We start from the raw sequence: 23,289 nt of genomic DNA, 5'->3' as shown, positions 1-23,289 counted from the left end.
ACAGGCCCGAAAGTAGGGGGGAAACCCCGCTCTATTCAAGCAATCGGGTTGAGCCGCGCTGCGGATAATTTCAAGGGTGAAAGTCTCTGTCCGTCCGCCCGCCGACCCCCGGCGCGCTCAGGCGGCAGAACGCAAAGGCATCCCGGAGATACCCGACGCATGGATTCGTCAGCCAACTCTTTGATCAACCCCGACGCCCGCATGGGGCTGGCCGGCGCGCAGCCTGGCACCGGCGCGGCCGGCGCCGGCCAGGCTGGTGCCGACCTCGGCGGGCTCGGCGGCAACCTGGGCGGCATGGGCGGCAACTTCACCCAGCGTCTGTCGGGCCTCGCGCAGATGCGTGGCAACCCGCGCGCCCCGCTGATCTTCGCGGTCGCGCTGCTGGTCGCGATCGTGGCGGGCCTGTTCCTGTGGTCGCGCGCGCCGGACTACAAGGTGCTCTACAGCAATCTGTCCGACCGCGACGGCGGCTCGATCATCGCCGCGCTTCAGCAGGCCAACATTCCCTACAAGTTCTCCGACAACGGTGGCGCGATCCTCGTGCCGGCCGAGCAGGTGCACGAGATGCGTCTGCGGCTCGCCTCGCAAGGCCTGCCCAAGAGCGGCTCGGTCGGCTTCGAGCTGATGGACAACCAGAAGTTTGGCATCAGCCAGTTCGACGAGCAGATCAACTATCAGCGCGCGCTGGAAGGCGAACTGGAACGCACGATCGAATCGATCTCGACGGTGAAGTCCGCGCGCGTGCATCTGGCGATTCCGAAGCCCTCGGTGTTCGTGCGCGACAAGGAAGCGCCGTCGGCGGCCGTACTGGTGAACCTCTATCCGGGCCGCGTGCTCGACGAAGGCCAGGTGGTCGCGATCACGCACATGGTGTCGTCGGCGGTGCCGGAAATGCCGGTGCACGGCGTGACGATCCTCGATCAGGACGGCAACCTGCTGACGCAGCCGACCACCGGCAGCGGACTCGACGCGACGCAACTGAAGTACCGCCAGCAGATCGAGCGCAACACGCAGCAGCGCATCAACGCGATCCTCGCGCCGCTGTTCGGCACGGGCAACGCGCACTCGCAGGTGAGCGCCGACATCGACTTCTCGCACAGCGAACAGACTTCGGAAAACTACAGCCCGAACGGCAACCCGCAACAGGCGGCGATCCGCAGCCAGCAGTCGAGCAGCGCCACCGAAATGTCGCAAGGCGGCGCCTCGGGCGTGCCCGGCGCGCTGTCGAACCAGCCGCCGCAACCGGCCTCCGCGCCGATCACGGCAGGCAATGGCGCGAGCGGCGTCGCGACCACGCCGGTCAGCGATCGCAAGGATTCGACCACCAACTATGAACTCGACAAGACCGTGAGCCACGTCGACCGGCCGATGGGCGGCATCCGGCGTCTGTCGGTGGCGGTGGTGGTGAACTACCTGCGGGTGGCGGACGCGAAGGGCAACGTGACCATGCAGCCGGTCACCGCCGACAAGCTCGCGCAGGTCACGCAACTGGTGAAGGACGCGATGGGCTTCGACGCGGCGCGCGGCGACTCGGTCAACGTGGTCAACAGCGCGTTCACCGCCGACATCGATCCGAACGCGAACCTGCCGTGGTGGCGCACGCCGGACATGCTGGCGCTCTACAAGCAGATCGCGACCTATCTCGGCATCGGCGCGGTGGCCCTGTTCCTGTACTTCGTGATGGTGAAGCCCGCGCTGCGCCGCGCTTTCCCGCCGCCGGAGCCGGCCGCCATGGCCGCGCTGGCGGCGCCGGACGAGCCGGTCCTGCTGGACGGCATTCCGGCTGCGGAGCGCGATGGCGCCGTGGTCGAGATCGAGACCGACAGCGAAACGCTCGCGCTCGAAAACGCGAAACACAAATATGAGCGGAACCTGGAATTCGCACGCAGCATCGCGCGCCAGGATCCGAAGATCGTTGCAACCGTCGTGAAAAATTGGGTGTCCGATGAGCGCTGAAGGCGTAGTGAAGAGCGCGCTGCTGCTGATGTCGATCGGCGAGGAAGAAGCCGCGCAGGTGTTCAAGTTCCTCGGGCCGCGCGAAGTCCAGAAGATCGGCGTCGCGATGGCCGCGCTGAAGAACGTGACCCGCGAGCAGGTCGACGAAGTTCTGCAGGAGTTCGTGAAGGAAGCGGAGCAGCACACCGGCATGTCGCTCGATTCGAACGAGTACATCCGTTCGGTGCTGACCAAGGCGCTCGGCGACGACAAGGCCGGCGTGATCATCGACCGCATCCTGCAGGGCAGCGACACCAGCGGTATCGAAGGCCTGAAGTGGATGGACTCGGCCGCGGTCGCCGAGCTGATCAAGAACGAGCATCCCCAGATCATCGCGACCATCCTCGTGCATCTCGACCGCGATCAGGCGTCGGAAATCGTCGCCTGCTTCACCGAGCGGCTGCGCAACGACGTGCTGCTGCGCATCGCCACGCTCGACGGCATCCAGCCGGCCGCGCTGCGCGAACTCGACGACGTGCTGACGGGCTTGCTGTCCGGCAGCGACAACCTCAAGCGCAGCCCGATGGGCGGCATTCGCACGGCGGCCGAGATTCTCAACTTCATGTCGAGCAATCATGAGGAAGGCGTCATCGAGAACGTTCGCCAGTACGACGCGGAACTCGCGCAGAAGATCATCGATCAGATGTTCGTGTTCGAGAACCTGCTCGATCTGGAAGACCGCGCGATCCAGCTGCTGCTGAAGGAAGTCGAGTCCGAGGCGTTGATCATCTCGCTGAAGGGCGCGCCGCCCGCGCTGCGCCAGAAGTTCCTGTCGAACATGTCGCAACGCGCGGCCGAACTGCTCGCCGAAGACCTCGATGCACGCGGTCCGGTGCGCGTCTCCGAAGTCGAAACGCAACAGCGCCGCATCCTGCAGATCGTGCGCAATCTGGCCGAGAGCGGTCAGATCGTGCTAGGCGGCAAGGCGGAAGATGCATATGTCTGATCAGAGCTCCTCGGCGAAGGAAAGCCTCTCGGCCTACCAGCGCTGGGAGATGGCCTCGTTCGATCCGGTGCCGCCGGCGCCGCCGCCCGAGCCCGAAGTCGACGACGGCGCCGCGTTCGAAGCTGAACTGGAACGCCTGCGCGACGCCGCGCACGCGCAGGGCATCGCGTCCGGCCACGTGGCCGGCCAGGCGCTCGGCTACCAGGCCGGTTACGACCAGGGTCATGCGCAGGGTTTCGAGCAAGGCCAGAGCGAAGCGCGCGAAGAAGCGGCGCGGCTCGCCGCACTGGCGGCGACCTTCAAGACAGCGCTCGACGGCGCCCAGGGCGCGATCTCCGAAACGCTGGTCGCGCTGGCGCTGGACATCGCGCAGCAGGTGGTGCGCCAGCACGTGCAGCACGACCCGACCGCGCTGATCGCCGCCGCGCGTGAGGTGCTGGCCACCGAACCCGCGCTGGTCGGTGCGCCGGCCCTGATCGTGAGTCCCGCCGATCTGCCGGTCGTCGAGGCCTATCTGATGGAAGAGTTGCAAACGCGCGGCTGGACGGTACGCACGGATGCGTCGGTGGAGCGCGGCGGTTGCCGGGCCCAGGCCGGCACCGGCGAAGTGGATGCCGGCATCGACACGCGCTGGGAACGTGTCGCGGCCGCACTCGGCAAGGTGAGCACATGGTGAAGCCGACCCTCGACGAGATTCGCGCCAGCGATCTGACGCCGCTCGAACGCGAACTGGCGCTGGCATCGTTCGGCGCCGAAGCGCTTGCGGACGTGGAGGCGGCGCATGAGGTCACGCCCGCGGCAAAACCGGTGGCGACATCTGCGGTGGCGACATCTGCGGTGGCGACATCCGCGGTGACGCCCGCCGCGGCTGCGGTTGCCGCGATCGAAGCGGCCTTGCGCGATCCGGCTCACGCGCATCCGGCGACGGGCGCCGCCGCGAGCCGCGATTCCGCCGCGGCAGGCGCTGCCGCCCCCGCCGCCGCTCACGCCCCCTACGATCCCACGCTCGACAGCAACCCGCACATGCAAGCCTGGCGCGGCCGCCTCGACGCGTTGCGCGCGCGCAATGCGATCGCGAAGCCACTGCGCGCCTGCGGACGTTTGACGCGCGCCGCCGGCCTCGTGCTCGAAGCGGTCGGCCTGCGCCTGTCGGTCGGCGCCGAAGTGATGATCGAACTGCCGCCCGGCAGTTCGCTGCCGATTGCCGAAGCCGAAGTCGTCGGCTTCTCCGGCGACAAACTGTTTCTGATGCCGACCACCGAAGTGATCGGCCTGCTGCCCGGCGCGCGCGTCTATCCGCTCGAAAGCGCGCCGATCGCCGACCCGATGGCAGGTGCCAAGCGCCTGCCGGTCGGCTGGGAACTGCTCGGCCGCGTGCTCGATGCGTCCGGCCGTCCGCTCGACGGGCTCGGCCCGCTCGGCGCGCACGCCGACGCGCCGCTGTCCGCGCCGGTCATCAATCCGCTGAACCGCGAGCCGATTCACAAGGTGCTCGACGTCGGCGTGCGCGCGATCAACGCGCTGCTGACCGTCGGCCGCGGCCAGCGCATGGGGCTCTTTGCCGGGTCGGGCGTCGGTAAATCGGTGCTGCTCGGCACGATGGCGCGCTACACCAGCGCCGAAGTGATCGTGATCGGCCTGATCGGCGAGCGCGGCCGCGAAGTGAAGGAATTCATCGAACAGATTCTCGGCGAGGAAGGTCTCGCGCGCTCGGTGGTGATCGCGGCGCCCGCCGACGTCTCGCCGCTCTTGCGGATGCAGGCCGCGTCGTATTCGACTTCACTCGCCGAATATTTCCGCGATCAGGGCAAGCACGTGCTGCTGCTGATGGATTCGCTCACCCGCTACGCGATGGCGCAGCGCGAGATCGCGCTGGCCGTGGGCGAACCGCCCGCCACCAAGGGCTATCCGCCTTCGGTGTTCGCCAAGCTGCCGGCGCTCGTCGAGCGGACCGGCAACGGCCCGGCGGGCGGCGGCTCGATCACCGCGTTCTACACCGTGCTGACCGAAGGCGACGACCAGCAAGACCCGATCGCCGACTCCGCGCGGGCGATTCTCGACGGCCACATCGTGCTGTCGCGCTCGCTCGCCGAGGCCGGCCACTATCCGGCGATCGACATCGAAGCGTCGATTAGCCGGGCAATGACCGCGCTGATCGACGATAACCATCTGAACAAGACGCGTATGTTCAAGCAGATGCTGTCGCGCTATCAGCGCAACCGCGATCTGATCAACGTCGGCGCGTATTCGAGCGGGCGCGACGCGGTGCTCGATCGCGCGATCGCGCTGTATCCGCGGATGGAAGCATTTTTGCAGCAAGGTTTTCGCGAATGCGCAAACTTTGAACCCAGCGTCGAGATGCTGGACGCACTGTTTGCCCAAGGAGGCTGACGATGGCGAAACACTTTCCGATCAAGACACTCATCGGCCTCGCGCAGGACGATGTGGACGCCGCCGCGCAGCGTCTGGGCCGCGCGCAGCGCGAGCGCAACGACGTCGAGGGGCAGCTCGATGCGCTCGTGCAATACCGCGACGAATACCACTCGCGCTTCACGACGACCGCCCAGAGCGGCATGCCCGCCGGCAACATGCGTAACTTCCAGGCGTTCATCGACACGCTCGACGCCGCCATCGACCAGCAGCGCAATCTGCTCGCGACGGCCACCGCGCGCGTCGAGGCGGCGAAGCCCGACTGGCAGCGCCAGAAGCAGAAGCTCGGCTCGTACGAAGTGCTGCAGGCGCGCGGCGAAGCAGCCGAAGCAAAAACCGTCGCGCGGCGCGATCAGCGCGACGCCGACGAATTCGCCGCGCGGATTCTGCGCATGCGCGCCGAAGGCATCTGACCCGGGCGAGCGTCGCCTCGTCTCATCGACCACCCGTATGACAGATTGACAGGATTCCTTATGTCGCTTCTTTCACAGATCGGCTCCCAGATCGGTTCGCTGCTCGGCTCCGCCGGCAACTCATCGACCAGTGCGGCGATGGCCGCCGCGGCGAGCGCCAGCCCGTTCTCGCAAACCTTGCAGCAAAGCATCGACCAGCAGAGCAACGCGGCCGCGCAGAACGCGAGCCAGCAGCAGGATTCGTCGTCATCGGCGGCATCGTCGAGCGTGCATGACGCGCCGCCGGCCGATTCCGCCACGCAACAGGCAAACGACGCGAAGAGCAGCAGCGACGATCCGACGAACGCGGCGTCATCCGCGACATCCCCGGATCACGCGCAGCAGGCGTCGAACGGCAAAACCCCGACCACGCCGGCAAAGTCTGGCAACAACACGACGCCGGCCGATGCGGGCGCGGCTGCAGCGGCCGCCGCCGCGCAAGCCCAGGCTCAGGCGCAAGCCCAAGCCGACGCGAACAGCACCGCGACGACCACCGATCCCGCCACGGCCCTGGCCGACGCCTCGGCCGCGCTGACCGGCACGGCCACTACCACGACACCCGGCTTGGCGGCGGGCAAGAAAACCACCGCAACCGATCCGAAGTCGTTGCAGGACGCATTGCAGGCGGCGCTCGCCGCACTGGCGAGCGGCCAGGGCACGGTGCCGGCGCAGGCGCTGGCGAGCGGCGCGGCAGCGAACGCCGCGACGGCGGCGAGCGCGAACGGCGGGCTGAACGGCTCGGCGGACGGCAAGTCGCTCGCGAGCGGCCTATTCGGCGAGGGCAAGGGATCGAACGCATCGAAGGGCGCCACGACGGCGACGGCTGCGCCGACGACGCTGACCGACCCGGCCGCGGCGGCCAGATCGGCGGTCGAGACGCTGACGGCCACGGCTGCTGGCGCTCAGACCGACAACCTCTCGTCCTTCAAGAGCGCGGCCGACGCAGCGACTGCGGCGCTGGCCGCCACCCAAGCCGCAGCAAGCGCCGCAACGACGGCCGCCGCCCAAAGCACGGGCACCGCGAGCGCGGCGGAAGCGGCGAACGCGCTGGCGCCGCAGGTCGGCACGACCGACTGGGAGGATGCGCTGAGCCAGAAGGTGGTGTTCCTGTCGAACGCGCATTCGCAGAGTGCCGAACTGACGCTGAACCCGAAGGACCTGGGCCCGCTGCAAGTCGTGTTGCAGGTAGCCGACAACCACGCGCATGCGCTGTTCGTTTCGCAGCATCAATCGGTACGTGAGGCGGTCGAGGCGGCGTTACCGAAGCTGCGCGAGGCGATGGAATCGAACGGAATCGGGCTGGGCAGCGCGAGCGTCAGCGACGGCTTCGCGCGCCAGAGCAGCGGCCAGCAACAGAACGCCGATTCGGGCCGCTCGGGCGGCAAATCCGGCGGCAGCGGCGGATCATTTGGCGGCGGCACATCGGACGCGATAGACACGGTCGCCAACGTCGCGGTGAAGCGCAAGGTTGGGCTGGTCGATACTTTCGCCTGACACCTGACACCTGACACCTGTCCGCAAGGCGGCCTTCCCATGCGACCTGCGGCGGTTCGCGGGGCAATTGCATGCGCGCGGAGGCTCCCGCTTTTCTTGACTTGAAAGCCTCCTAAGAGATCTCGATTCAAGCGACTCTGAGCACACAGACGGTTCGATGAACTACCGCGTCGGCGCGCGCAGCGTCGCCGGAAGAATGACTGCCTTGTCACTGACGCGGAGTGTGCGGGAACACAGATTCCAGATGCACCACTGCCCCCTCCAAGCCAGGGGACCCGCTTATGAGCTGGCGGTTTGGAGCCGCTTTCTTTGCCTACTTTCTTTGCCTACTTTCTTTGCGGCTGCGCCCCGAAGGAAGTCCCCTTGGGGGACAAAGAAAGTAGGTGCCGCCCCGCACAGGGGCAACGCCAATAGACCACCGCGAACTCAAGGAAAGGCCAACACCGAAGGCAAACAGCCCAAACCCCCAGGCTAAAAACAACCCAAAAACCAGAGATAGCCCGCAATCCCCCTTCTTTTCGACCCATCGATCCAGGCGCAAATCAACAACAATCACCCTCACCAGCACTAAAGGCACGCAAAGCAAACCACATGGCATCCACGACCGCAAACCAGCAAGCCGCGCCCGCCTCCCCGGGCCCCTTGAAGCGCATCATCCTGATCGCCCTCATTGCGATCGTCGCCGCGGGCGCAGCCGGCGCGGGTGTGTGGTTCTTCATGTCCAAGCGCGCGCCAGCCGCGAGCTCAGCGGAAGCCGCGCCGACGCAGCCCGCGGCGCCGCTGTTCTTCCCGCTCGAATCGATGACGGTCAACCTGCAATCGGACGACGGCCAGCAGCACTTCCTGCGCATCGGCCTCACGCTCCGGCTCGCCGACGCCGCCTCCCAGCAGCAGCTCACCGAGCATATGCCGGAAGTGCGCAGCCACATCCTGCTCGCGCTCTCGAACAAGCACCCCGACGAGCTCGCGCCGCTGGAAGGCAAGCGCGCGCTCGCCGAAGAGCTCAAGACGCTGATCGCGCAGCCGACCGAAAAGGGCGCCGCGCCGATCCACGTGCAGGACGTGCTGTTCACCGAATTCGTCGTGCAGTGACGCTCAGTGACGCTATCTAGCACTGCCATCATCAACCGCCACGGGACGCACGAGGAATAAGCAATGGGCCACGAAGAGTTCATGTCCCAGGAGGAGGTCGATGCCCTCCTCAAGGGCGTCACCGGCGAGTCCGACTCGGAAGCCGAGCAAAGCGACCGCACGGGCGTACGCCCGTACAACATCGCGACGCAGGAACGCATCGTTCGCGGCCGGATGCCCGGCCTCGAAATCATCAACGACCGTTTCGCGCGTCTGCTGCGCGTCGGCATTTTCAACTTCATGCGGCGTTCGGCGGAAATCTCCGTCGGTCCGGTGAAGGTGCAGAAGTACAGCGAATTCACCCGCAACCTGCCGATCCCGACCAACCTGAACCTGGTCCACGTGAAGCCGTTGCGCGGCACGTCGCTGTTCGTGTTCGACCCGAACCTCGTGTTCTTCGTGGTCGACAACCTGTTCGGCGGCGATGGACGCTTCCATACGCGCGTCGAAGGGCGCGACTTCACGCAGACCGAGCAGCGCATCATCATGAAGCTGCTCAATCTGACGTTCGAGCACTACGCGGCGTCGTGGAAAAGCGTGCGGCCGTTGCAGTTCGAATACGTGCGCTCGGAAATGCACACGCAGTTCGCCAACGTCGCGACGCCGAATGAAATCGTGATCGTCACGCAGTTCTCGATCGAGTTCGGCACGACGGGCGGCACGCTGCACATCTGCATGCCGTACTCGATGATCGAGCCGATCCGCGACATCCTTTCTTCGCCGATCCAGGGCGAGGCGGTGGACATAGACCGCCGCTGGGTGCGGGTGCTGTCGCAGCAGGTGCAGGCGGCGGAAGTGGAACTGACCGCCGACCTCGCGCAGGTGCCGGTCACGTTCGAACAGATCTTGAACATGCGCAAAGGCGATGTTCTGCCGATCAACATCCCCGAGCGCATCACGGCGAAAGTCGACGGCGTGCCGGTAATGGAATGCGGCTACGGAATTTTCAATGGTCAGTACGCGTTGCGGGTCCAGAAAATGATCAGCGCAGCCGACACGATGAAGGAAGGTGGATATGAGTGACCTGAACGCAAAGCCCGAGGCCGAACTGGCCGCCGGTGAGCCGCAACTGGCCGCCGGCGCGGCGAGCGCCGAGGACGAAGACGCGATGGCCGACTGGGCCAGCGCGCTCGCCGAGCAGAACGACAACGCCGAAGTCAGCGCGACGACGGCCGGCGTGTTCCAGCCGCTGTCGAAAGTCGAGCCGACCTCGACGCGCAACGACATCGACATGATCCTGGACATTCCGGTCCAGATGACCGTCGAGCTCGGCCGCACCAAGATCGCGATCCGCAACCTGCTGCAACTCGCGCAGGGCTCGGTGGTGGAACTGGACGGCCTCGCCGGCGAACCGATGGACGTGCTGGTCAACGGCTGCCTGATCGCCCAGGGCGAAGTGGTGGTCGTGAACGACAAGTTCGGCATCCGTTTGACCGACATCATCACGCCGTCCGAACGCATCCGGAAGTTGAATCGATGAAACGCTTGACCGCTCGCGCCGTGCTGAACGCTTCGCGCGAAGCCCTGCTTCGCGCCGGCGTGGTCGCCACGGCGGCGCTCGCCGTGCCCCTGTCGGCGCACGCCGCCGACATGAACGCGGTCAACAACGCCGCGAGCATCGCCTCGGGTGTCGGCGCCGGCTCGTCTGTTCCGGCGCTCGGCGTCGGCGCGGTATTGCAAACGGTCGTCGGCCTGCTGGTCGTGATCGGCCTGGTGTTCGGCTGCGCGTGGCTCGCGCGCCGCTTCGGCCTGCAGCCGGGTCAGCGCGGCGGGCTCGTGAAGACCGTCGGCGGCGCGTCGCTCGGCGGCAAGGAACGCGTCGCAGTCGTCGAGATCGGCGACACGTGGCTCGTGCTCGGCGCGGCGCCCGGCAACGTGCGTCTCCTGCATACGATGCCCGCGGGCTCCGCCACGCCCGATAGCGTCGCCGTCCCGGCCCCGCAAAGCGGCGCTGCTCGCGCACCGCTGCCGGGTACCTTCGCTCAACGCTTTCGCGACGCTTTGAAGGGTGAAGTAGGCAAACGTTTCAACGCGCACGGCGGCGGGGATCGGTAATGCAGTTCAGTTCCATGCAAGTCAGCGTTTCGTCGCTGCGTGACGCGCGCCCCGCCCCGGCTCACGGCGCCGCGCAAGCCGCGCTCAAAGTATTGCGCCGTGTCGCGCCGCTCGCGCTGCCCCTCGTCGTGCCCGCGCTGATGCTCGCGCTGCCGACGCTGTCGTTCGCGCAAACCGCCGGCCTGCCGGCGTTCAACACGAGCCCCGGCCCGAACGGCGGCACCACCTACTCGCTGAGCGTGCAGACGATGCTGCTGCTCACGATGCTGTCGTTCCTCCCGGCGATGGTGTTGATGATGACGAGCTTCACGCGCATCATCATCGTGTTGTCGCTGCTGCGCCAGGCGCTCGGCACGACCACCACGCCGCCGAATCAGGTGCTGGTCGGTCTCGCGCTGTTTCTCACGCTGTTCGTGATGTCGCCGGTGCTCGACAAGGCCTATAACGAAGGCTACAAGCCGTTTTCCGACGGCACGATCTCGATGGACCAGGCGGTGTCGCGCGGCGTCGCGCCGTTCAAGACGTTCATGCTGCGCCAGACCCGCGAGAGCGATCTCGCGCTGTTCGCGCGCATCTCGCACGCGGCGCCGATGCAGGGTCCGGAAGACGTGCCGCTGTCGCTCCTCGTGCCCTCGTTCGTGACCAGCGAACTGAAGACCGGCTTCACGATCGGCTTCACGATTTTCATCCCGTTCCTCATCATCGACATGGTGGTGGCGAGCGTGCTGATGTCGATGGGGATGATGATGGTGTCGCCCGCCACCATCTCGCTGCCGTTCAAGCTGATGCTGTTCGTACTGGTCGACGGCTGGCAGTTGCTGCTCGGCTCGCTCGCACAGAGTTTCGTTTAACCCGCATTTTTTGGCGCACTCACCATGACACCTGAAGCAGTCATGACGCTGGCCCACCAGGCAATGTATGTCGGCCTGCTGTTAGCCGCCCCGCTCCTGTTGGTCGCGCTGGTCGTCGGCCTCGTGGTGAGTCTGTTCCAGGCGGCCACGCAGATCAACGAGTCGACGCTCTCGTTCATTCCCAAACTGCTCGCGATCGCCGTCACGATGGTGATCGCGGGCCCGTGGATGCTGACGACGATGCTCGACTACCTGCGTCACACGCTCACCAGCATTCCGACGCTCGTCAACTGAGCGGCGCACCGCCACTCCCCTCGCCATGTTCACGGTCACTTACGCTCAACTGAACGGCTGGCTGACCGCGTTCCTGTGGCCGTTCGCGCGGATCGCCGCGCTGATCGCCACCGCGCCGGTGTTCAGCAACGCGTCGATGCCCGCCCGTGTGAAGATCGGCCTCGCCGCCTTCACCACGATCATCGTCGCGCCGACCATCGGTGCGATGCCGCAAGTCACGGTATTCTCCGCTGCCGGCGTGTGGGTGCTCGTCAATCAGTTCCTGATCGGCATCGCGCTCGGCGTGACGATGCAGATCGTCTTCCAGGCGATCGACGCAACCGGCTACTTCATCGGCCTCGGCATGGGCCTCGGCTTCGCGACCTTCTTCGACGCGCAGGCGACCGGTTCGGGCGTGGTGATCTCGCGCTACATGACGACGATCGCAATGCTGGTGTTTCTCTCCGTCGACGGTCATTTGCAGATGCTGGCCGCGCTGGTGACGACGTTTCAGTCGGTGCCGGTGTCGGCGAATCTGCTCGCGCCGCACGGCTGGCAGACGCTCGCCAACTGGGGCGGCTCGATTTTCGCGGCGGGCCTGCTGCTGTCGCTGCCGGTGGTGGTGGCGCTGCTGATCGCCAACCTCGCGCTCGGCATTCTCAATCGCGCCGCGCCTCAGATCGGCGTGTTCCAGATCGGCTTTCCGCTCACGATGCTGGTCGGTTTGCTGCTGGTGCAACTGATGCTGCCGAACATGATCCCATTCTTCGTGCGGCTGTTCGACGGCGGCATCGACGAGATGGGGCGCGTCGCGGCGGGCTTGCGATAACGCCACGGCTCAGCAGCAGACCGTCCGCGCCGGGACTCACGGCATAAAAAAACCGGCTCGCGCCGGTTTTTTCATTTTCTGCTGCGGTTCGTGCATCAGTTGATGTACTGGAACAGCGACATGTTCTGGATCTGCACGAACGCCTGCTGCGAAGCCTGCAACGCCGCCTGCTGCATGGTGTACTTGCTGATCGTCGACACCATGTCGGTCGAGGTCAGGTCGTCCAGGCTGCTCTGCGTTTGCAGCGAGTTGGTCTGCGTCACGGCTTGCAGCGCCTGCACTTCCTGCTCGCGGCCGCCGACCGATGCCTGCACCGTGGTCACGTTGTTCAGCGTGTTGCCCAACTGGCTCAGACCGGTGTTCATCACGTTCTGCAGGTTGGCCGTCGCCGCTGCGTTACCCGTCACCGGCTGTTGCAGCGCGCTGATCATCGCGTTCAGGTTCGCGAACACATCGGTGCCCGCCTGATTGGCCGGCTTGACCGTGAAGGTGTCGTTCGCGGCCGGCGTGCCGGTGATCGCGACCGTCTGCCCGCCGATCGTGATGTCGGCGCCTTCGGTGTACGGTTGCGGCGTGCCCACCGCAACCGGCGGGGTCTTCGACGTGTCGTTGATCGCGTAGGTCAGCGACGAGCCGCTGCCGCTGAACACAATCTGGTACGAGTCCGCATTCGCGGTGTTGGTCGGATCGTTGACCGTCACCGAACCGATCACGCCGGTGCCGGTGTTGGCCGAACTGCCGGCCGCGATCGGCTGCGCATTGCTCGCGCCGACGCTCATGAACACCGCAAGCCCGTTGTCGCCCGTTGCCACCTGGTTGCTGTCGGTGACCTGCACGGTGCGCGTGCCGGTGTCGCCCGCATAAACGACGGCGCCGCTTGCATCGGTCGTGAACGCCTTGGTGGAGTTCTGAAACCCGGAGAACAGCGAATTGCCCGCGCCGTCGGTCGCATTGGCGTAGGTCAGCAACTGGTCGCGCAGGGTCGTCAGCTGAGCCGCGATGGCGCTGCGGTTGGCGTCGTTCAAGCCGCCGTCGCCCGCTCTGAGAGCGAGGGTGTTCACGCTTTGCAGCGTGCTGAGCACGCCGGTGAGCGTCGAATCCTCGGCCTGCAGCGACGACAGCGCGGCGTTCTGATTGGTGGAGTATTGCGACAGCGCTGTCGCCGTCGAACTCAGCTGCACCGCCTGGGCCGCGCCGAGCGGATTGTCGGCGGCGGTGCTCAGACTGGTGCCGCTCGAGATTTCCTGGTAGATCTGGGACAACTGAGCCTGCTGGTTGCTCATTGTCTCGACGTTCATGCTGAAGTATTGCGAGCTGGAGATACGCATGGTTCACGCCTTACGAGAAGATGCCGAGCAACGTCTGGAACAGGGTCTGCGCGGTCTGGATGACCTTGCTGTTGGCCTGATAGAGCTGCTGATACTGAAGCAGGTTGGCTGCTTCCTCATTGATATTGACGCCGGACACGGACTGCTGCGCGGCGGTGATCTGCGTGACGAGCGAGGCCTGCGCGGTGCTCGAAGTCTGCACCTGGCTCGCCTGATTGCCGATCTGGTTCACGTAGCTCGCATACGCGCTCGTCAACGTGGACGTGCCGCCCGACATCACCTGCGCGGTGGTCAGGTTCGACAGCAGTTGCGCGTTGCGCCCGTCGTTGCTCGCGCCGGTATTGGGTCCGATCGAAAACGAGTCGCCGTCCGAGGGTGTGCCGCTGAGCGTGACCGTCACCCCGTTCATGATGCCGGGGCTGGCCGCGTTGGTCAGGTTGGACGGGTTGGTGATCGTCAGCGTCGCACCCGAACTCGGCGAGTACGGCACGGCGGTCGTGGCCGAGCTGATCGTGATCGAAGACGACGGCGGCCCAGCCACCGTCACCACCGAACCCACCGGGAAACCGGTCAGGCCGGTACCGGCGGTATAGGTGATCGTCGACGCCGTGGTCGGTGCGCTATAGCCTGCCGTCACGGTGCCCTGCGTGATCGCCGCGCTGCCGGTATTCGATGCGGAAGCCGAAGCCAGCACCGGCGCCGCGGCCGCGATCGCCGACGCCGACGTGGTCGTCAGCGCGAAGCCGCTCAGCGCGCCGCGCGTCGGTTGAACCGAAAAGGAGTCGCCCGCGTTCATCGTGCCGGCGGCAGCCGAGAATTGCAGGCCGCCGATCGGATTGGTGAGGTTCGCCGCCGACCCCACGATGCTGCCGGTCGAATTGTCGGTCAGCGTGTAGGCGGTGCCGTTGTACGACAGCGTGTAGTCGCCGGTGGTCGGTTGCGTCGCGTCGGCAAACGAGACGCTCAGCGACGCATTGCCGGTGTTCTGCGCATTCGCAATCACGGTGGGCGAGCCAACCGTGAACAGCGCGCCGCCCGCGGTGCCGTTCAGCGTGATGCCCAGCTCGTTCTGCGCGTTCACCTGCGCGGCGAAACTGGTGGCGATGGCGCCGAGTTGTGCTTCGGCCGGGTCGAGCGTCTGCGAACGGAACTGCAGCAGGCCGCCGAGCGTGCCGCCGGACACATTGGTGTCGGACAACGTCTGCGGCGTCGGCGCCGGCTTCGCGCCGGCCTGGCCGAGATACTGGACCGACAGTTCGCTCGGGTCGCTGGCGGACGTCGCCGTGCCGAGGTTGAAGCTGTTGCCGGCGGACACGAGCGGCTGTCCGTTGGACATGAACACGCTATAGCCGCCGTTGTTCTGCACGACCGACACGCCGATCAGTTGCGACAGGTTCGATACGGCCAGATCGCGCTGGTCGAGCAACTGGTTCGGCGGCTGGCCCTGACTGCTCGCCGCGGTGATCTGCGTGTTCAACTGGGCGATCTGCTGCGTATAGCTGTTGATCTGCGTGACCGCGTTGCTCAGCTGCGTGTTGACGCTCGAGCGCAACTGGTCGTACTGCTCGCCGGCGGCGTTGATCTGGTTCGCGAGCGTCTGCGCATCGCTCATCGCGGTCTGGCGCGTCGAGATGCTGGACGCGCCGTTGGCGACGTTCTGCAAGCCCGTGAAGTAACCGGTGATGGCGCTCGCGATCCCCCCGGTCGGACTGCCGACCAGGTTGTTCAGCTGCGTGATCATCGTGTTATAGGCGGACAGCGCGCTGCTCGACGATTGCGCATTGTTCAGCTGGGTCGCGAGGTACTGGCTGTACTGGCGCTGCACGGTGGTCGTCGACACACCCGACGGCAGATAGCCCGAACCGGTGTAGCTGCCGCCGGTCTCCGCATAGACCGGCGTCTCGATCGAATAGCCGGGCGTCGACGCGTTGCTGATGTTCTCGCCGGTCGTCGTCAAACCCCATTGGGCTGCATTGAGTCCGCTGAGGCCGATGGTTAAGAGATTGCTGGACATGCGTCATCCTGAAGGGCGACACCGCAGACATGCCGCCACGTTACTTGAACAGTCTGTTTAACGGCCCACCGTGAGAAAAATTGAGGGCCATTGCGATGTCTGCGCGACTTTGTTGCAACGTTTGCGAGGCGCGCCGGGCGCGGCGGCGGTGCGACTTCTCGCGCGCCTCTTTGCGTGCTTTGCGCTGCGCTCTTTCAGACGAACTGCCCGGCCCTGCTTCTCACGCGGCAAGCGAGCGAGGCCCGGATCAACGCCTGCCCGCCCCGCATTCGCTCAACGCACCAGCGAACGGCGCTTCATTTCAAGCTGCGTGATCAGACGTTGCAGCGTGTTTTCGGCGCTGCCCGGCAGCGTCAGAAAACGGAAACCGAGTTGATACCGCTGCGTGCCGTTCGGCAGCGCCGTGGAGCGGTGCGACACCAGTTGCAGATCGAGCGACAGCCGGCCGAGCGCGCCGAGCGACAGTTCGCAATCTTCCAGGCGCGTGCCCATCGGCAATTCGGCGACGCGTTCGTCCGTGGTGCGCATGCCGACGCCGCCAAGCGACAGGTCGTGCACTTCGAAGCGGAACGTGTCGCCCGCGGGCAGACGGCCGCTGCACATGTACGGATCGAGAATCGGCGCATCGACGCGGAAATACTCGCGGCGTTGCACGTAGTACAGCACTTCGGGGAAGTCGGCCTCGAACGCGGGCAGTCCTTCGAAGCGAGTCTCGCGCGGCGTCGCGGTTGCGAACTCGACGCGCACGCCGTCCGGCGCCGCGTGGAATTTGCAGCGCGGCGCGGCCAGCAGGCCCGCGTTCTGATTGGACAACGCGCCCCAATCGAAGGTGAAGGTGCGTTCGCGCACGTCGACGTCGAGCAGGCGCGTCACGAGCTGGCCGCCCGCATATTCGACGGTGAGGAAATCGCGGCGATTGACGAGATTGCGCAACTGAACGCCGATCTCCAGCGGATTGCGGCGGCCGAAATTCGGCGCGCTATCGTCTTGCGGGGCGTGCGGCTGGCCGTGCGTGTCGGTCTGGCCATTCGACTGGTTCATATCCATGGGCTTGCCGGTATGCATGTTCTTGCGGGCGCGTGCCAGGGCTCCTGCCGGAGCTTTCGCGCGGCCCCAATCGAAGCCGCGACGCACGCATTCAACCGGACGTTATGATGCTTTTCCGGTATCGGGTCTTAACTGATTAGCGGCAGCATCCAGCCAAAATTTAGGGGCTTTAATGAAATATTTGCCGCAAACGTTAAAACGCAAGGACCTCTCGCGGGTGGACCGGCCGGCATGGCGCTGCATGACTGCGTGACTGCATTGACGGCAGATCAGCCCATCTTCTGCATGATCGACATCAGTTTTTTGGCGTAATGCGGGTCGGTCGCGTAACCTGCACGCTGCATGCCGTTGGCAAAGCCGTTCACGTCGCGCGACGAATTGATCACCTGCGCGTAACGCGGATTGCCCTTGAGCAGGTTCGCGTAATCGGTCATCGCTTCCTGATACGAGTCGTACGCGCGGAATTTCTCGACGGTGCGCTGCGGCTTGCCGTTCACATATTCGGTCGTGACAGTCGAGACGGTCTTGCCGGTCCAGTCCTTGCTCGCCTTGATGCCGAACACGTTGTGGCTGGTCGAACCGTCTGTCTTCCTGATCTCGCTCTTGCCCCAGCCCGATTCGAGCGCGGCCTGGCCGATGATGAAGCGCGCCGGAATGCCGGTCGCGGCGCTCGCGGCCTGGGCCGGCGCCGCGAGCTTGTCGACGAACGCGTCGACCTTCGGCGAACTGCCGTCGCCGCGCAACGGCGGCGTCAATGCGCTATTGGCCGAGTAGCCCCTGCCCATCGCCAGCTGACCGTTGGCCTGCGCGTTGCCGTAGGCCTTCGCGAGCGCGTTGAGCGCGGCGGTCTGACCTTCATCGCCGCCGCTGCTGCCGCCCAACGCGTTGGCCATGCCGGCGAAGCCGCCCGCGCCACCTGCGCCACCTGCGCCACCCGCGCCACCGCCCGTCTGCATGCCCTGGTTGCGCATCAGCTGCTTGAGCATCGCGTCGGCCACGCCAATGCCCTTTTTCGACAACTGCTGCGACATCTGCTGATCCATCATCGACGTGAAGGTCGCGCTGTCGTGCGAATCGAACGGGCCGTCTTGCGGCGTCGCATCGCGCATGCTCTTGAGCATCATCTGCGTGAACACGGCGTCGAACTGCTGCGCGGCCATCTTCATGCCGGCTTGCGGCGAGGCCTTGGCTTGCGCGCTCAGACTCGCGAAGCCCTGCACGTCGAGTGCGAACCGGCTGGTCAGGTCGTTTGCGGTATTGGTCGTATCCGAATTCATCTGGCGTCTTCCTTAGATGATTTCCAGGTCGGCGCGCAACGCGCCCGCCGCCTTCATGGCCTGCAGGATCGACATCAGATCCGCGGGCGTCGCACCGAGTGCGTTGAGCGCCTTCACCACATCGGCGAGATTCGCGCCGGCGCTCACCAGCTTCAGCGCACCGTTGTCCTGCTTCATCTGGATCTGCGACTGCTGCGCGACCACGGTGCGGCCGTTCGAGAACGCGCCCGGCTGGCTCACCACCGGCTGCGTGTTGATCACCACCGACAGGTTGCCGTGCGCGACCGCGCAGTTCTGCAGCGTGACCATCTGGTTCATCACGATCGAGCCGGTGCGCGCGTTCAGGATCACCTTCGCGGCGGCTTGCGCGGGCCTCACGTCGAGGTTCTGCAATTGCGCCATGAAGGCGACCTGCTGCTCCGGATCGCTCGGCGCGCGCAACTGGATCGTGCGGCCGTCGAGCGCGGTGGCGGTGCGGCCGCCGAACGCGTTGTTGACCGCCGCGACGACGCGTTGCGTGGTGTCGTAGTCCATCTCGTTCAGGTCGAGCTGCATGGTGCCCGCTTGCGACACCGAAGTCGGCACCGCACGTTCGACGATCGCGCCGCCAGCGATGCGACCTGCTGCCAGCGTATTGACCTGCACCCTGCTGCCGTTGGCGCTGGCGCCGGCGCCGCCGACCGCGAGATTGCCCTGACCGAGCGCGTACACCTGGCCGTCGGCGCCCTTGAGCGGCGTGAGCAGCAGCGTGCCGCCACGCAGGCTTTTCGCATTGCCGAGCGACGACACGGTGACGTCGATCTGTTCGCCCGGCCGCGCGAACGGCGGCAGCACCGCCGTCACCATCACGGCGGCGACGTTCTTCAACTGGATGTTCGACAGCGACGACTGCGAGTTGCTCGAGCCCGCCGCCTGGTTGTTGATCGAGATGCCGAGGTTCGCCAGCATGTTGGCGAGCGTCTGCGTGGTGAACGGCGTCTGCGTGGTCTGGTCGCCGGTACCGTCGAGGCCGACCACGAGGCCGTAGCCGATCAGCGGGTTGTCGCGCACGCCCTGGATCTGCACGAGGTCTTTCAGGCGTTCGGCATGCGCGGGCGTGGCGGCCGGCAGCGCCGCGCAGGCGAGCGCGACGAGCGCGAGCGCACGGCCGGCGCGCAGGGCGGTGACGCCCACGGCGGCCCGGGCGGCGGCAAGAACGGCGCGGGCTGCGCGGCGAAGGGAGACGGTACGCATGATCACCACGGCGACACGTTGAGGAAGAAGCGCTGCAGCCAGCCCATGTTCTGCGCTTCGTCGATATAGCCCTTCGCGGAGTACTCGATTTTCGCGTCGGCCACCTGGGTGGAGTACACGGCGTTCAGGCTGGAAATCGTGTTCGGATTCACCACGCCGGAAAAGCGCACGAATTCGTTGCCCTGGTTGATCAGCATCTGCTTTTCACCGCTGACGATCAGGTTGCCGTTCGCCTGCACGCCCGTCACCGTGACGGTGATCGTGCCGTTGAACGTATTCGACGCGTTCGCGCCGCCGGTGCCCGAAAACACGTTGCCGCCGTTCGCGCTCAGATTGGCCTTGGCGAACAGGCCGCTCAGAAAGCCCGCGGTCGGCACCGCGAGATTCGTGCTGCCGGCGCGGTTCGCATTGGCGCCCGACGACTTGGTCGCGTTGATGTTTTCGGCAATCACGATCGTGATGATGTCGCCGACATTGCGCGGACGCTGGTCTTCGAACAGCGGCCGGCCCGCGTAGCCCGGGTTGTAGATCGAGCCCGACACCGGCGGCGGCGGCGGAGCCGGTGGCAGGGCCGTCATCGGCTGTTGCGTGATCGGCTGCTTGGGCACGAGGCCGCAGCCACCCAGGGCCGCGAGCAGCGTGAGCTGCACGAGCGCCTGAGCGGTGCGCGAATGAACCGGAATGCGAGTGAAGTACGACATCTGGATTACCGCCTTTAATTCCCAGTCCCTCAAACCTGCATCTGGCTGAGGGTCTGCAGCATCTGGTCGGAGGTGGTCACGGCCTTGCTATTGATTTCGTAAGCGCGCTGAGTCTGGATCATGTTCACCAGTTCCTGAACCACGTTGACGTTCGATGCTTCCACGTAGCCCTGATTCAGCGTGCCGGCGCCGTTCAGGCCCGGTTGCGCGATGTTCGGCGCACCCGACGAAGCCGTCTCCGAGAACAGGTTCTCGCCTTTCGCGTCGAGGCCGGCCGGGTTGATGAAGGTGGCGACCTGCATTGAGCCGAGCTGCTGGCTGTTGGTCGAACCGGCGACGGTGATCGACACCACGCCGTCGCTGCCGATCGTGAGCGACGTCGCGTTGGTCGGGATCGTGATGGCCGGAATCACCTGATAGCCGCTCGACGTCACGAGCTGTCCCTGCGCGTTGGTCTGGAACGAGCCGTCGCGGGTGTAGGCCGTGGTGCCGTCGGGCATCTGCACCTGGAAAAAGCCTGCGCCGTTGATCGCAATGTCCTTCGAGTTGCCGGTCTGCTGCAGGTTGCCCTGGGTGTACAGACGCTCGGTGGCGACCTGTTGCACGCCGGTGCCGAGCTGGATGCCGGACGGCAGTTCGGTTTGCTGCGTCGAGTTCGCACCCGGCTGGCGGATGGTCTGGTACAGCAGGTCCTCGAACACCGCGCGCGAGCCTTTGAAGCCGTTGGTGCTGACGTTCGCGAGGTTGTTCGAGATCACGTCCATCTGCGCCTGTTGCGCATTCATGCCGGTAGCGGCGATGTAGAGCGAGCGATTCACTTATGTTCTCCTGTGTCGACCGGAGCTAGCGCTTTAGCGCTTACTCCGGTCCCATGCAACATGGTTGCTATGCCGGGGCAATCCGTTAGCTGAAGCTGAGCAACTGGTTGGCGGACTGATCGTTCTTGTCGGCGTTCTCGAGCAGCTTGGTCTGCATCTGGAACTGCCGCGCGTTGGTGATCATCGCAACCATCGCGCTGACCGGATTCACATTGCTGCCTTCGAGCGACGCCGGCGCCAGCGTGACGGCCGGATCGGCGTCGGCGGGGTTGCCGTCGGCGGTCCGAAACAGACCGTCGTCGCCGCGCGTCATGGTTTGCGGGTCCGGATTCACCAGCTTCAGCTGATCGACCGTGACCACCGCGGTCGGCGGATCGCCCGGCGTCAACGCGGACACCGTGCCGTCCTTGCCGATCGTGATCTCCGCGCCCGGCGGCACCGACACCGGCCCGCCGTTGCCGAGCACCACCTGGTTGGTGGCGTTCACCAGTTGCCCGTTCTCGTCGACGTGCAGATTGCCGGCGCGCGTATAAGCCTCGTTGCCGTCGGCGGTCTGCACCGACAGCCAGCCCGGTCCCTGGATCGCCACGTCGAGCGGATTGCCCGTCTGCTGGATCGGCCCTGGTGTGTAGTCGGCGCCCGGCGTCGACGACAGCACGAAGGTGCGGGTGGTGTTGTCGTTGATCGAGCTGCCGTCGCCGAACGACATCGGCACGGCACGGAAAGTCTCCAACTGCGCGCGAAAGCCGGTGGTCGATGCGTTCGCGAGGTTGTTCGCGACGATCGCCTGCTGTTCGAGCGCCTGGGCGCTGCCCGACATCGCGGTGTAGATCAGCCGATCCATGATGGGGTCCCGGTCGCTTACAGGTTGATCAGGGTCTGGTCGACGGTCTGCTGGGTCTTGATCGTCTGCGCGTTCGCCTGATAGTTGCGTTGCGCGGTGATCAGATTCACCAGTTCGCTCGTCAGATCGACGTTCGAGTTTTCCACCGCGCCGCCTTGCAGCACGCCATGGTTGGTCGAGCCCGGCGTGGAGATCTGGGCGACGCCCGATGCCGAGGTCGCGCCGTACTCGTTGTTGCCGAGATCGATCAGGCCGTTCTGGTTCGCGAAGTTCGCGAGCACGATCTGCCCGAGCGCGGAGGTCTGGCCGTTCGAATAGTTGCCGGTCAGCGTGCCGTCTGCGGCCACCGTGAAGCCGGTCAACTGGCCCGCCGCATAGCCGTCGGGCTGCAGGCTGTTCACGCCGTCCTTGCCGCCGTACTGCGTGGTGCCCGCGATGTTCAGCGTGATGTTCTGCGGCGTCGACGAACCGTCGGTGGTCGGGATCGAGAGGTTGAACGTGTACGGCGTCGAGGTCGCGGTGAACGTGGGAGGCGTCGTGAGCGGCAGGACAGCCTGACTCGTGCCAAGCAGCGTGCCCGATGAGTTGAAGTTCGCCTGGCCGACCAGCGTCGCCGTACCGGTCGAGGTGCCCGCGTAGACGTTCCACGTGCCGGCCGCCGACTTCGCGAAGTACATGTTGACCTGCTGCGAGCCGCCGAGCGTGTCGTAGACCGTCGTGCTGGTCGAGTAGTTGTACGTCGACGAACTGTTCTGGTTGAACGCGACCGGCGTCGGCGCGATCGTGTAGCTGTCGTTGGCCGCCGGCGTGCCGGAGCCGAACGTTATGGTCTGGCCGTTGCCGAGCGGGATCGCGGTGCCCGCGGTGTAGGTGCCGGTCGTCGTGGTGTTGAGCGTCGTATCCTTGACCGTGTACCCACCCGCGCCGTCGAAGGTGATCGTGTAGCCGTCGGCGTTCGTGCCTGAGGCCGCGTTGGTGATCGCCACGGTGGGCGTGCTCTGCGTACCGCCGATCGTGCCGGGCGTCACCGCCGGCGTGCCCAGCATCAGGTCGTCCTGCGCGTTCAGGTTCAGACCGGCGGCAATCGTGGTGGTCGCCGTCGGCGCGATGTTCGCGGTCGGCACCTGCAGCGGCACGGTCTGCGCGGTGTTGATCACACCGCCGTTGCTCGCGGCGTAGCCCATCAGTTGCAGGCCTTGCGCGTTGGTGATAAAGCCGTTCTTGTCGAGCTGGAACACGCCGTTACGCGAATAGGTCAGCGTGCCGTTGTTGTTCATCTGGTAGAAGCCGTTGCCGTTGATCGCAACGTTCAGCGCCTGATTGGTCGAGGTGATCGTGCCTTGCGAGAACTGCTGCTGCACTTCCGCGAGCTTCGTGCCGATCCCGATCTGCTGGTTCACCGCGGTCGCAATCGAATTGGCGTACATGTCGGCGAATTCGGCGGTGCCGCTCTTGAAGCCGACCGTGTTGGCGTTGGCGATGTTGTTGCCGATCACGTCGAGATCGCTCGACGACGCCGACAAACCGCTCAAACCTTGCTGGTAACCCATGACGTTCTCCGTATCTGGAAA

General features: G+C 65.7%; 22 protein-coding genes. 13 read left to right on the top strand and 9 right to left on the bottom strand.

Annotation, left to right across the window (positions count from 1 at the left end; translation table 11 throughout):
• Nucleotides 1-159: 159 nt before the first annotated feature.
• From fliF to fliR, 13 genes are all read left to right on the top strand, one after another.
• Complete coding sequence (fliF, locus tag PQQ53_RS02800) at nucleotides 160-1,956, top strand: flagellar basal-body MS-ring/collar protein FliF (RefSeq protein ID WP_408323239.1); 1,797 nt, start codon at nucleotides 160-162, stop codon at nucleotides 1,954-1,956.
• Nucleotides 1,946-2,941 carry a flagellar motor switch protein FliG gene (fliG, locus tag PQQ53_RS02795; RefSeq protein ID WP_408140234.1) on the top strand — a complete coding sequence of 332 codons (996 nt, stop codon included), beginning with the start codon at nucleotides 1,946-1,948 and terminating at the stop codon, nucleotides 2,939-2,941. Before fliF ends, fliG begins: the two co-directional genes overlap by 11 nt.
• On the top strand, nucleotides 2,928-3,617 hold the full coding sequence (gene fliH, locus PQQ53_RS02790) for a flagellar assembly protein FliH (RefSeq protein WP_408152786.1): 690 nt from the start codon (nucleotides 2,928-2,930) through the stop codon (nucleotides 3,615-3,617). Before fliG ends, fliH begins: the two co-directional genes overlap by 14 nt.
• On the top strand, nucleotides 3,611-5,332 hold the full coding sequence (fliI, locus tag PQQ53_RS02785) for a flagellar protein export ATPase FliI (RefSeq protein ID WP_408323238.1): 1,722 nt from the start codon (nucleotides 3,611-3,613) through the stop codon (nucleotides 5,330-5,332). Before fliH ends, fliI begins: the two co-directional genes overlap by 7 nt.
• A gap of 2 nt (nucleotides 5,333-5,334) precedes the next feature.
• A complete protein-coding gene (gene fliJ, locus PQQ53_RS02780) occupies nucleotides 5,335-5,784 on the top strand; it encodes a flagellar export protein FliJ (protein ID WP_408323237.1) in 450 nt (149 codons plus the stop codon).
• Between the two features lie 60 nt (nucleotides 5,785-5,844).
• Nucleotides 5,845-7,317 carry a flagellar hook-length control protein FliK gene (locus PQQ53_RS02775; RefSeq protein ID WP_408323236.1) on the top strand — a complete coding sequence of 491 codons (1,473 nt, stop codon included), beginning with the start codon at nucleotides 5,845-5,847 and terminating at the stop codon, nucleotides 7,315-7,317.
• A 591-nt stretch (nucleotides 7,318-7,908) separates the two neighbouring features.
• Nucleotides 7,909-8,409, top strand: a complete 501-nt coding sequence (fliL, locus tag PQQ53_RS02770; protein ID WP_408140221.1) for a flagellar basal body-associated protein FliL — start codon at nucleotides 7,909-7,911, stop codon at nucleotides 8,407-8,409.
• A gap of 63 nt (nucleotides 8,410-8,472) precedes the next feature.
• Nucleotides 8,473-9,471: a flagellar motor switch protein FliM gene (gene fliM, locus PQQ53_RS02765; RefSeq protein WP_408140219.1), complete on the top strand. Its 999-nt coding sequence runs from the start codon at nucleotides 8,473-8,475 to the stop codon at nucleotides 9,469-9,471.
• Nucleotides 9,464-9,928, top strand: coding sequence for a flagellar motor switch protein FliN (gene fliN / locus PQQ53_RS02760; protein ID WP_408140217.1), 465 nt, complete (start codon nucleotides 9,464-9,466; stop codon nucleotides 9,926-9,928). The genes fliM and fliN overlap by 8 nt, the downstream gene beginning before the upstream one ends.
• The gene (gene fliO, locus PQQ53_RS02755) at nucleotides 9,925-10,503 is read left to right on the top strand and encodes a flagellar biosynthetic protein FliO (protein ID WP_408323235.1); all 579 of its coding nucleotides are present in this window, start codon (nucleotides 9,925-9,927) and stop codon (nucleotides 10,501-10,503) included. Before fliN ends, fliO begins: the two co-directional genes overlap by 4 nt.
• 14 nt (nucleotides 10,504-10,517) lie before the next feature.
• Nucleotides 10,518-11,354, top strand: coding sequence for a flagellar type III secretion system pore protein FliP (fliP, locus tag PQQ53_RS02750; protein ID WP_408152780.1), 837 nt, complete (start codon nucleotides 10,518-10,520; stop codon nucleotides 11,352-11,354).
• A 24-nt stretch (nucleotides 11,355-11,378) separates the two neighbouring features.
• Nucleotides 11,379-11,648, top strand: a complete 270-nt coding sequence (gene fliQ / locus PQQ53_RS02745; protein WP_121315992.1) for a flagellar biosynthesis protein FliQ — start codon at nucleotides 11,379-11,381, stop codon at nucleotides 11,646-11,648.
• A gap of 25 nt (nucleotides 11,649-11,673) precedes the next feature.
• A complete protein-coding gene (gene fliR, locus PQQ53_RS02740; protein WP_408140206.1) occupies nucleotides 11,674-12,456 on the top strand; it encodes a flagellar biosynthetic protein FliR in 783 nt (260 codons plus the stop codon).
• Nucleotides 12,457-12,551: 95 nt separating this feature from the next.
• On the opposite strand, the gene flgL is transcribed toward fliR, so the two are convergent.
• The 9 genes from flgL to PQQ53_RS02695 form a co-directional block, all read right to left on the bottom strand.
• Nucleotides 12,552-13,784, bottom strand: coding sequence for a flagellar hook-associated protein FlgL (gene flgL / locus PQQ53_RS02735; protein WP_408140204.1), 1,233 nt, complete (start codon nucleotides 13,782-13,784; stop codon nucleotides 12,552-12,554).
• 10 nt (nucleotides 13,785-13,794) lie between these two features.
• Complete coding sequence (gene flgK / locus PQQ53_RS02730; RefSeq protein WP_408323234.1) at nucleotides 13,795-15,798, bottom strand: flagellar hook-associated protein FlgK; 2,004 nt, start codon at nucleotides 15,796-15,798, stop codon at nucleotides 13,795-13,797.
• Nucleotides 15,799-16,071: 273 nt separating this feature from the next.
• Nucleotides 16,072-16,839 carry a flagellar brake protein gene (locus tag PQQ53_RS02725; protein WP_494477697.1) on the bottom strand — a complete coding sequence of 256 codons (768 nt, stop codon included), beginning with the start codon at nucleotides 16,837-16,839 and terminating at the stop codon, nucleotides 16,072-16,074.
• Between the two features lie 275 nt (nucleotides 16,840-17,114).
• Complete coding sequence (flgJ, locus tag PQQ53_RS02720; RefSeq protein ID WP_408323233.1) at nucleotides 17,115-18,122, bottom strand: flagellar assembly peptidoglycan hydrolase FlgJ; 1,008 nt, start codon at nucleotides 18,120-18,122, stop codon at nucleotides 17,115-17,117.
• A gap of 12 nt (nucleotides 18,123-18,134) precedes the next feature.
• Nucleotides 18,135-19,355 carry a flagellar basal body P-ring protein FlgI gene (locus PQQ53_RS02715; protein ID WP_408323232.1) on the bottom strand — a complete coding sequence of 407 codons (1,221 nt, stop codon included), beginning with the start codon at nucleotides 19,353-19,355 and terminating at the stop codon, nucleotides 18,135-18,137.
• A gap of 2 nt (nucleotides 19,356-19,357) precedes the next feature.
• Entirely contained in the window at nucleotides 19,358-20,056 is a 699-nt protein-coding gene (flgH, locus tag PQQ53_RS02710; protein ID WP_168662493.1) for a flagellar basal body L-ring protein FlgH, read from the bottom strand.
• A 29-nt stretch (nucleotides 20,057-20,085) separates the two neighbouring features.
• Entirely contained in the window at nucleotides 20,086-20,874 is a 789-nt protein-coding gene (gene flgG / locus PQQ53_RS02705; protein WP_121316000.1) for a flagellar basal-body rod protein FlgG, read from the bottom strand.
• Nucleotides 20,875-20,959: 85 nt separating this feature from the next.
• Nucleotides 20,960-21,718: a flagellar basal-body rod protein FlgF gene (gene flgF / locus PQQ53_RS02700; RefSeq protein WP_408140193.1), complete on the bottom strand. Its 759-nt coding sequence runs from the start codon at nucleotides 21,716-21,718 to the stop codon at nucleotides 20,960-20,962.
• Nucleotides 21,719-21,735: 17 nt separating this feature from the next.
• Nucleotides 21,736-23,268, bottom strand: coding sequence for a flagellar hook protein FlgE (locus PQQ53_RS02695; RefSeq protein WP_408323231.1), 1,533 nt, complete (start codon nucleotides 23,266-23,268; stop codon nucleotides 21,736-21,738).
• Nucleotides 23,269-23,289 lie beyond the last annotated feature (21 nt).

Source organism: Paraburkholderia strydomiana, assembly GCF_046030495.1.
GTDB lineage: Bacteria > Pseudomonadota > Gammaproteobacteria > Burkholderiales > Burkholderiaceae > Paraburkholderia > Paraburkholderia strydomiana_A.
Note: the sequence above shows the minus strand (reverse complement) of the source record. Positions and strands in the feature narration are given on the sequence as shown.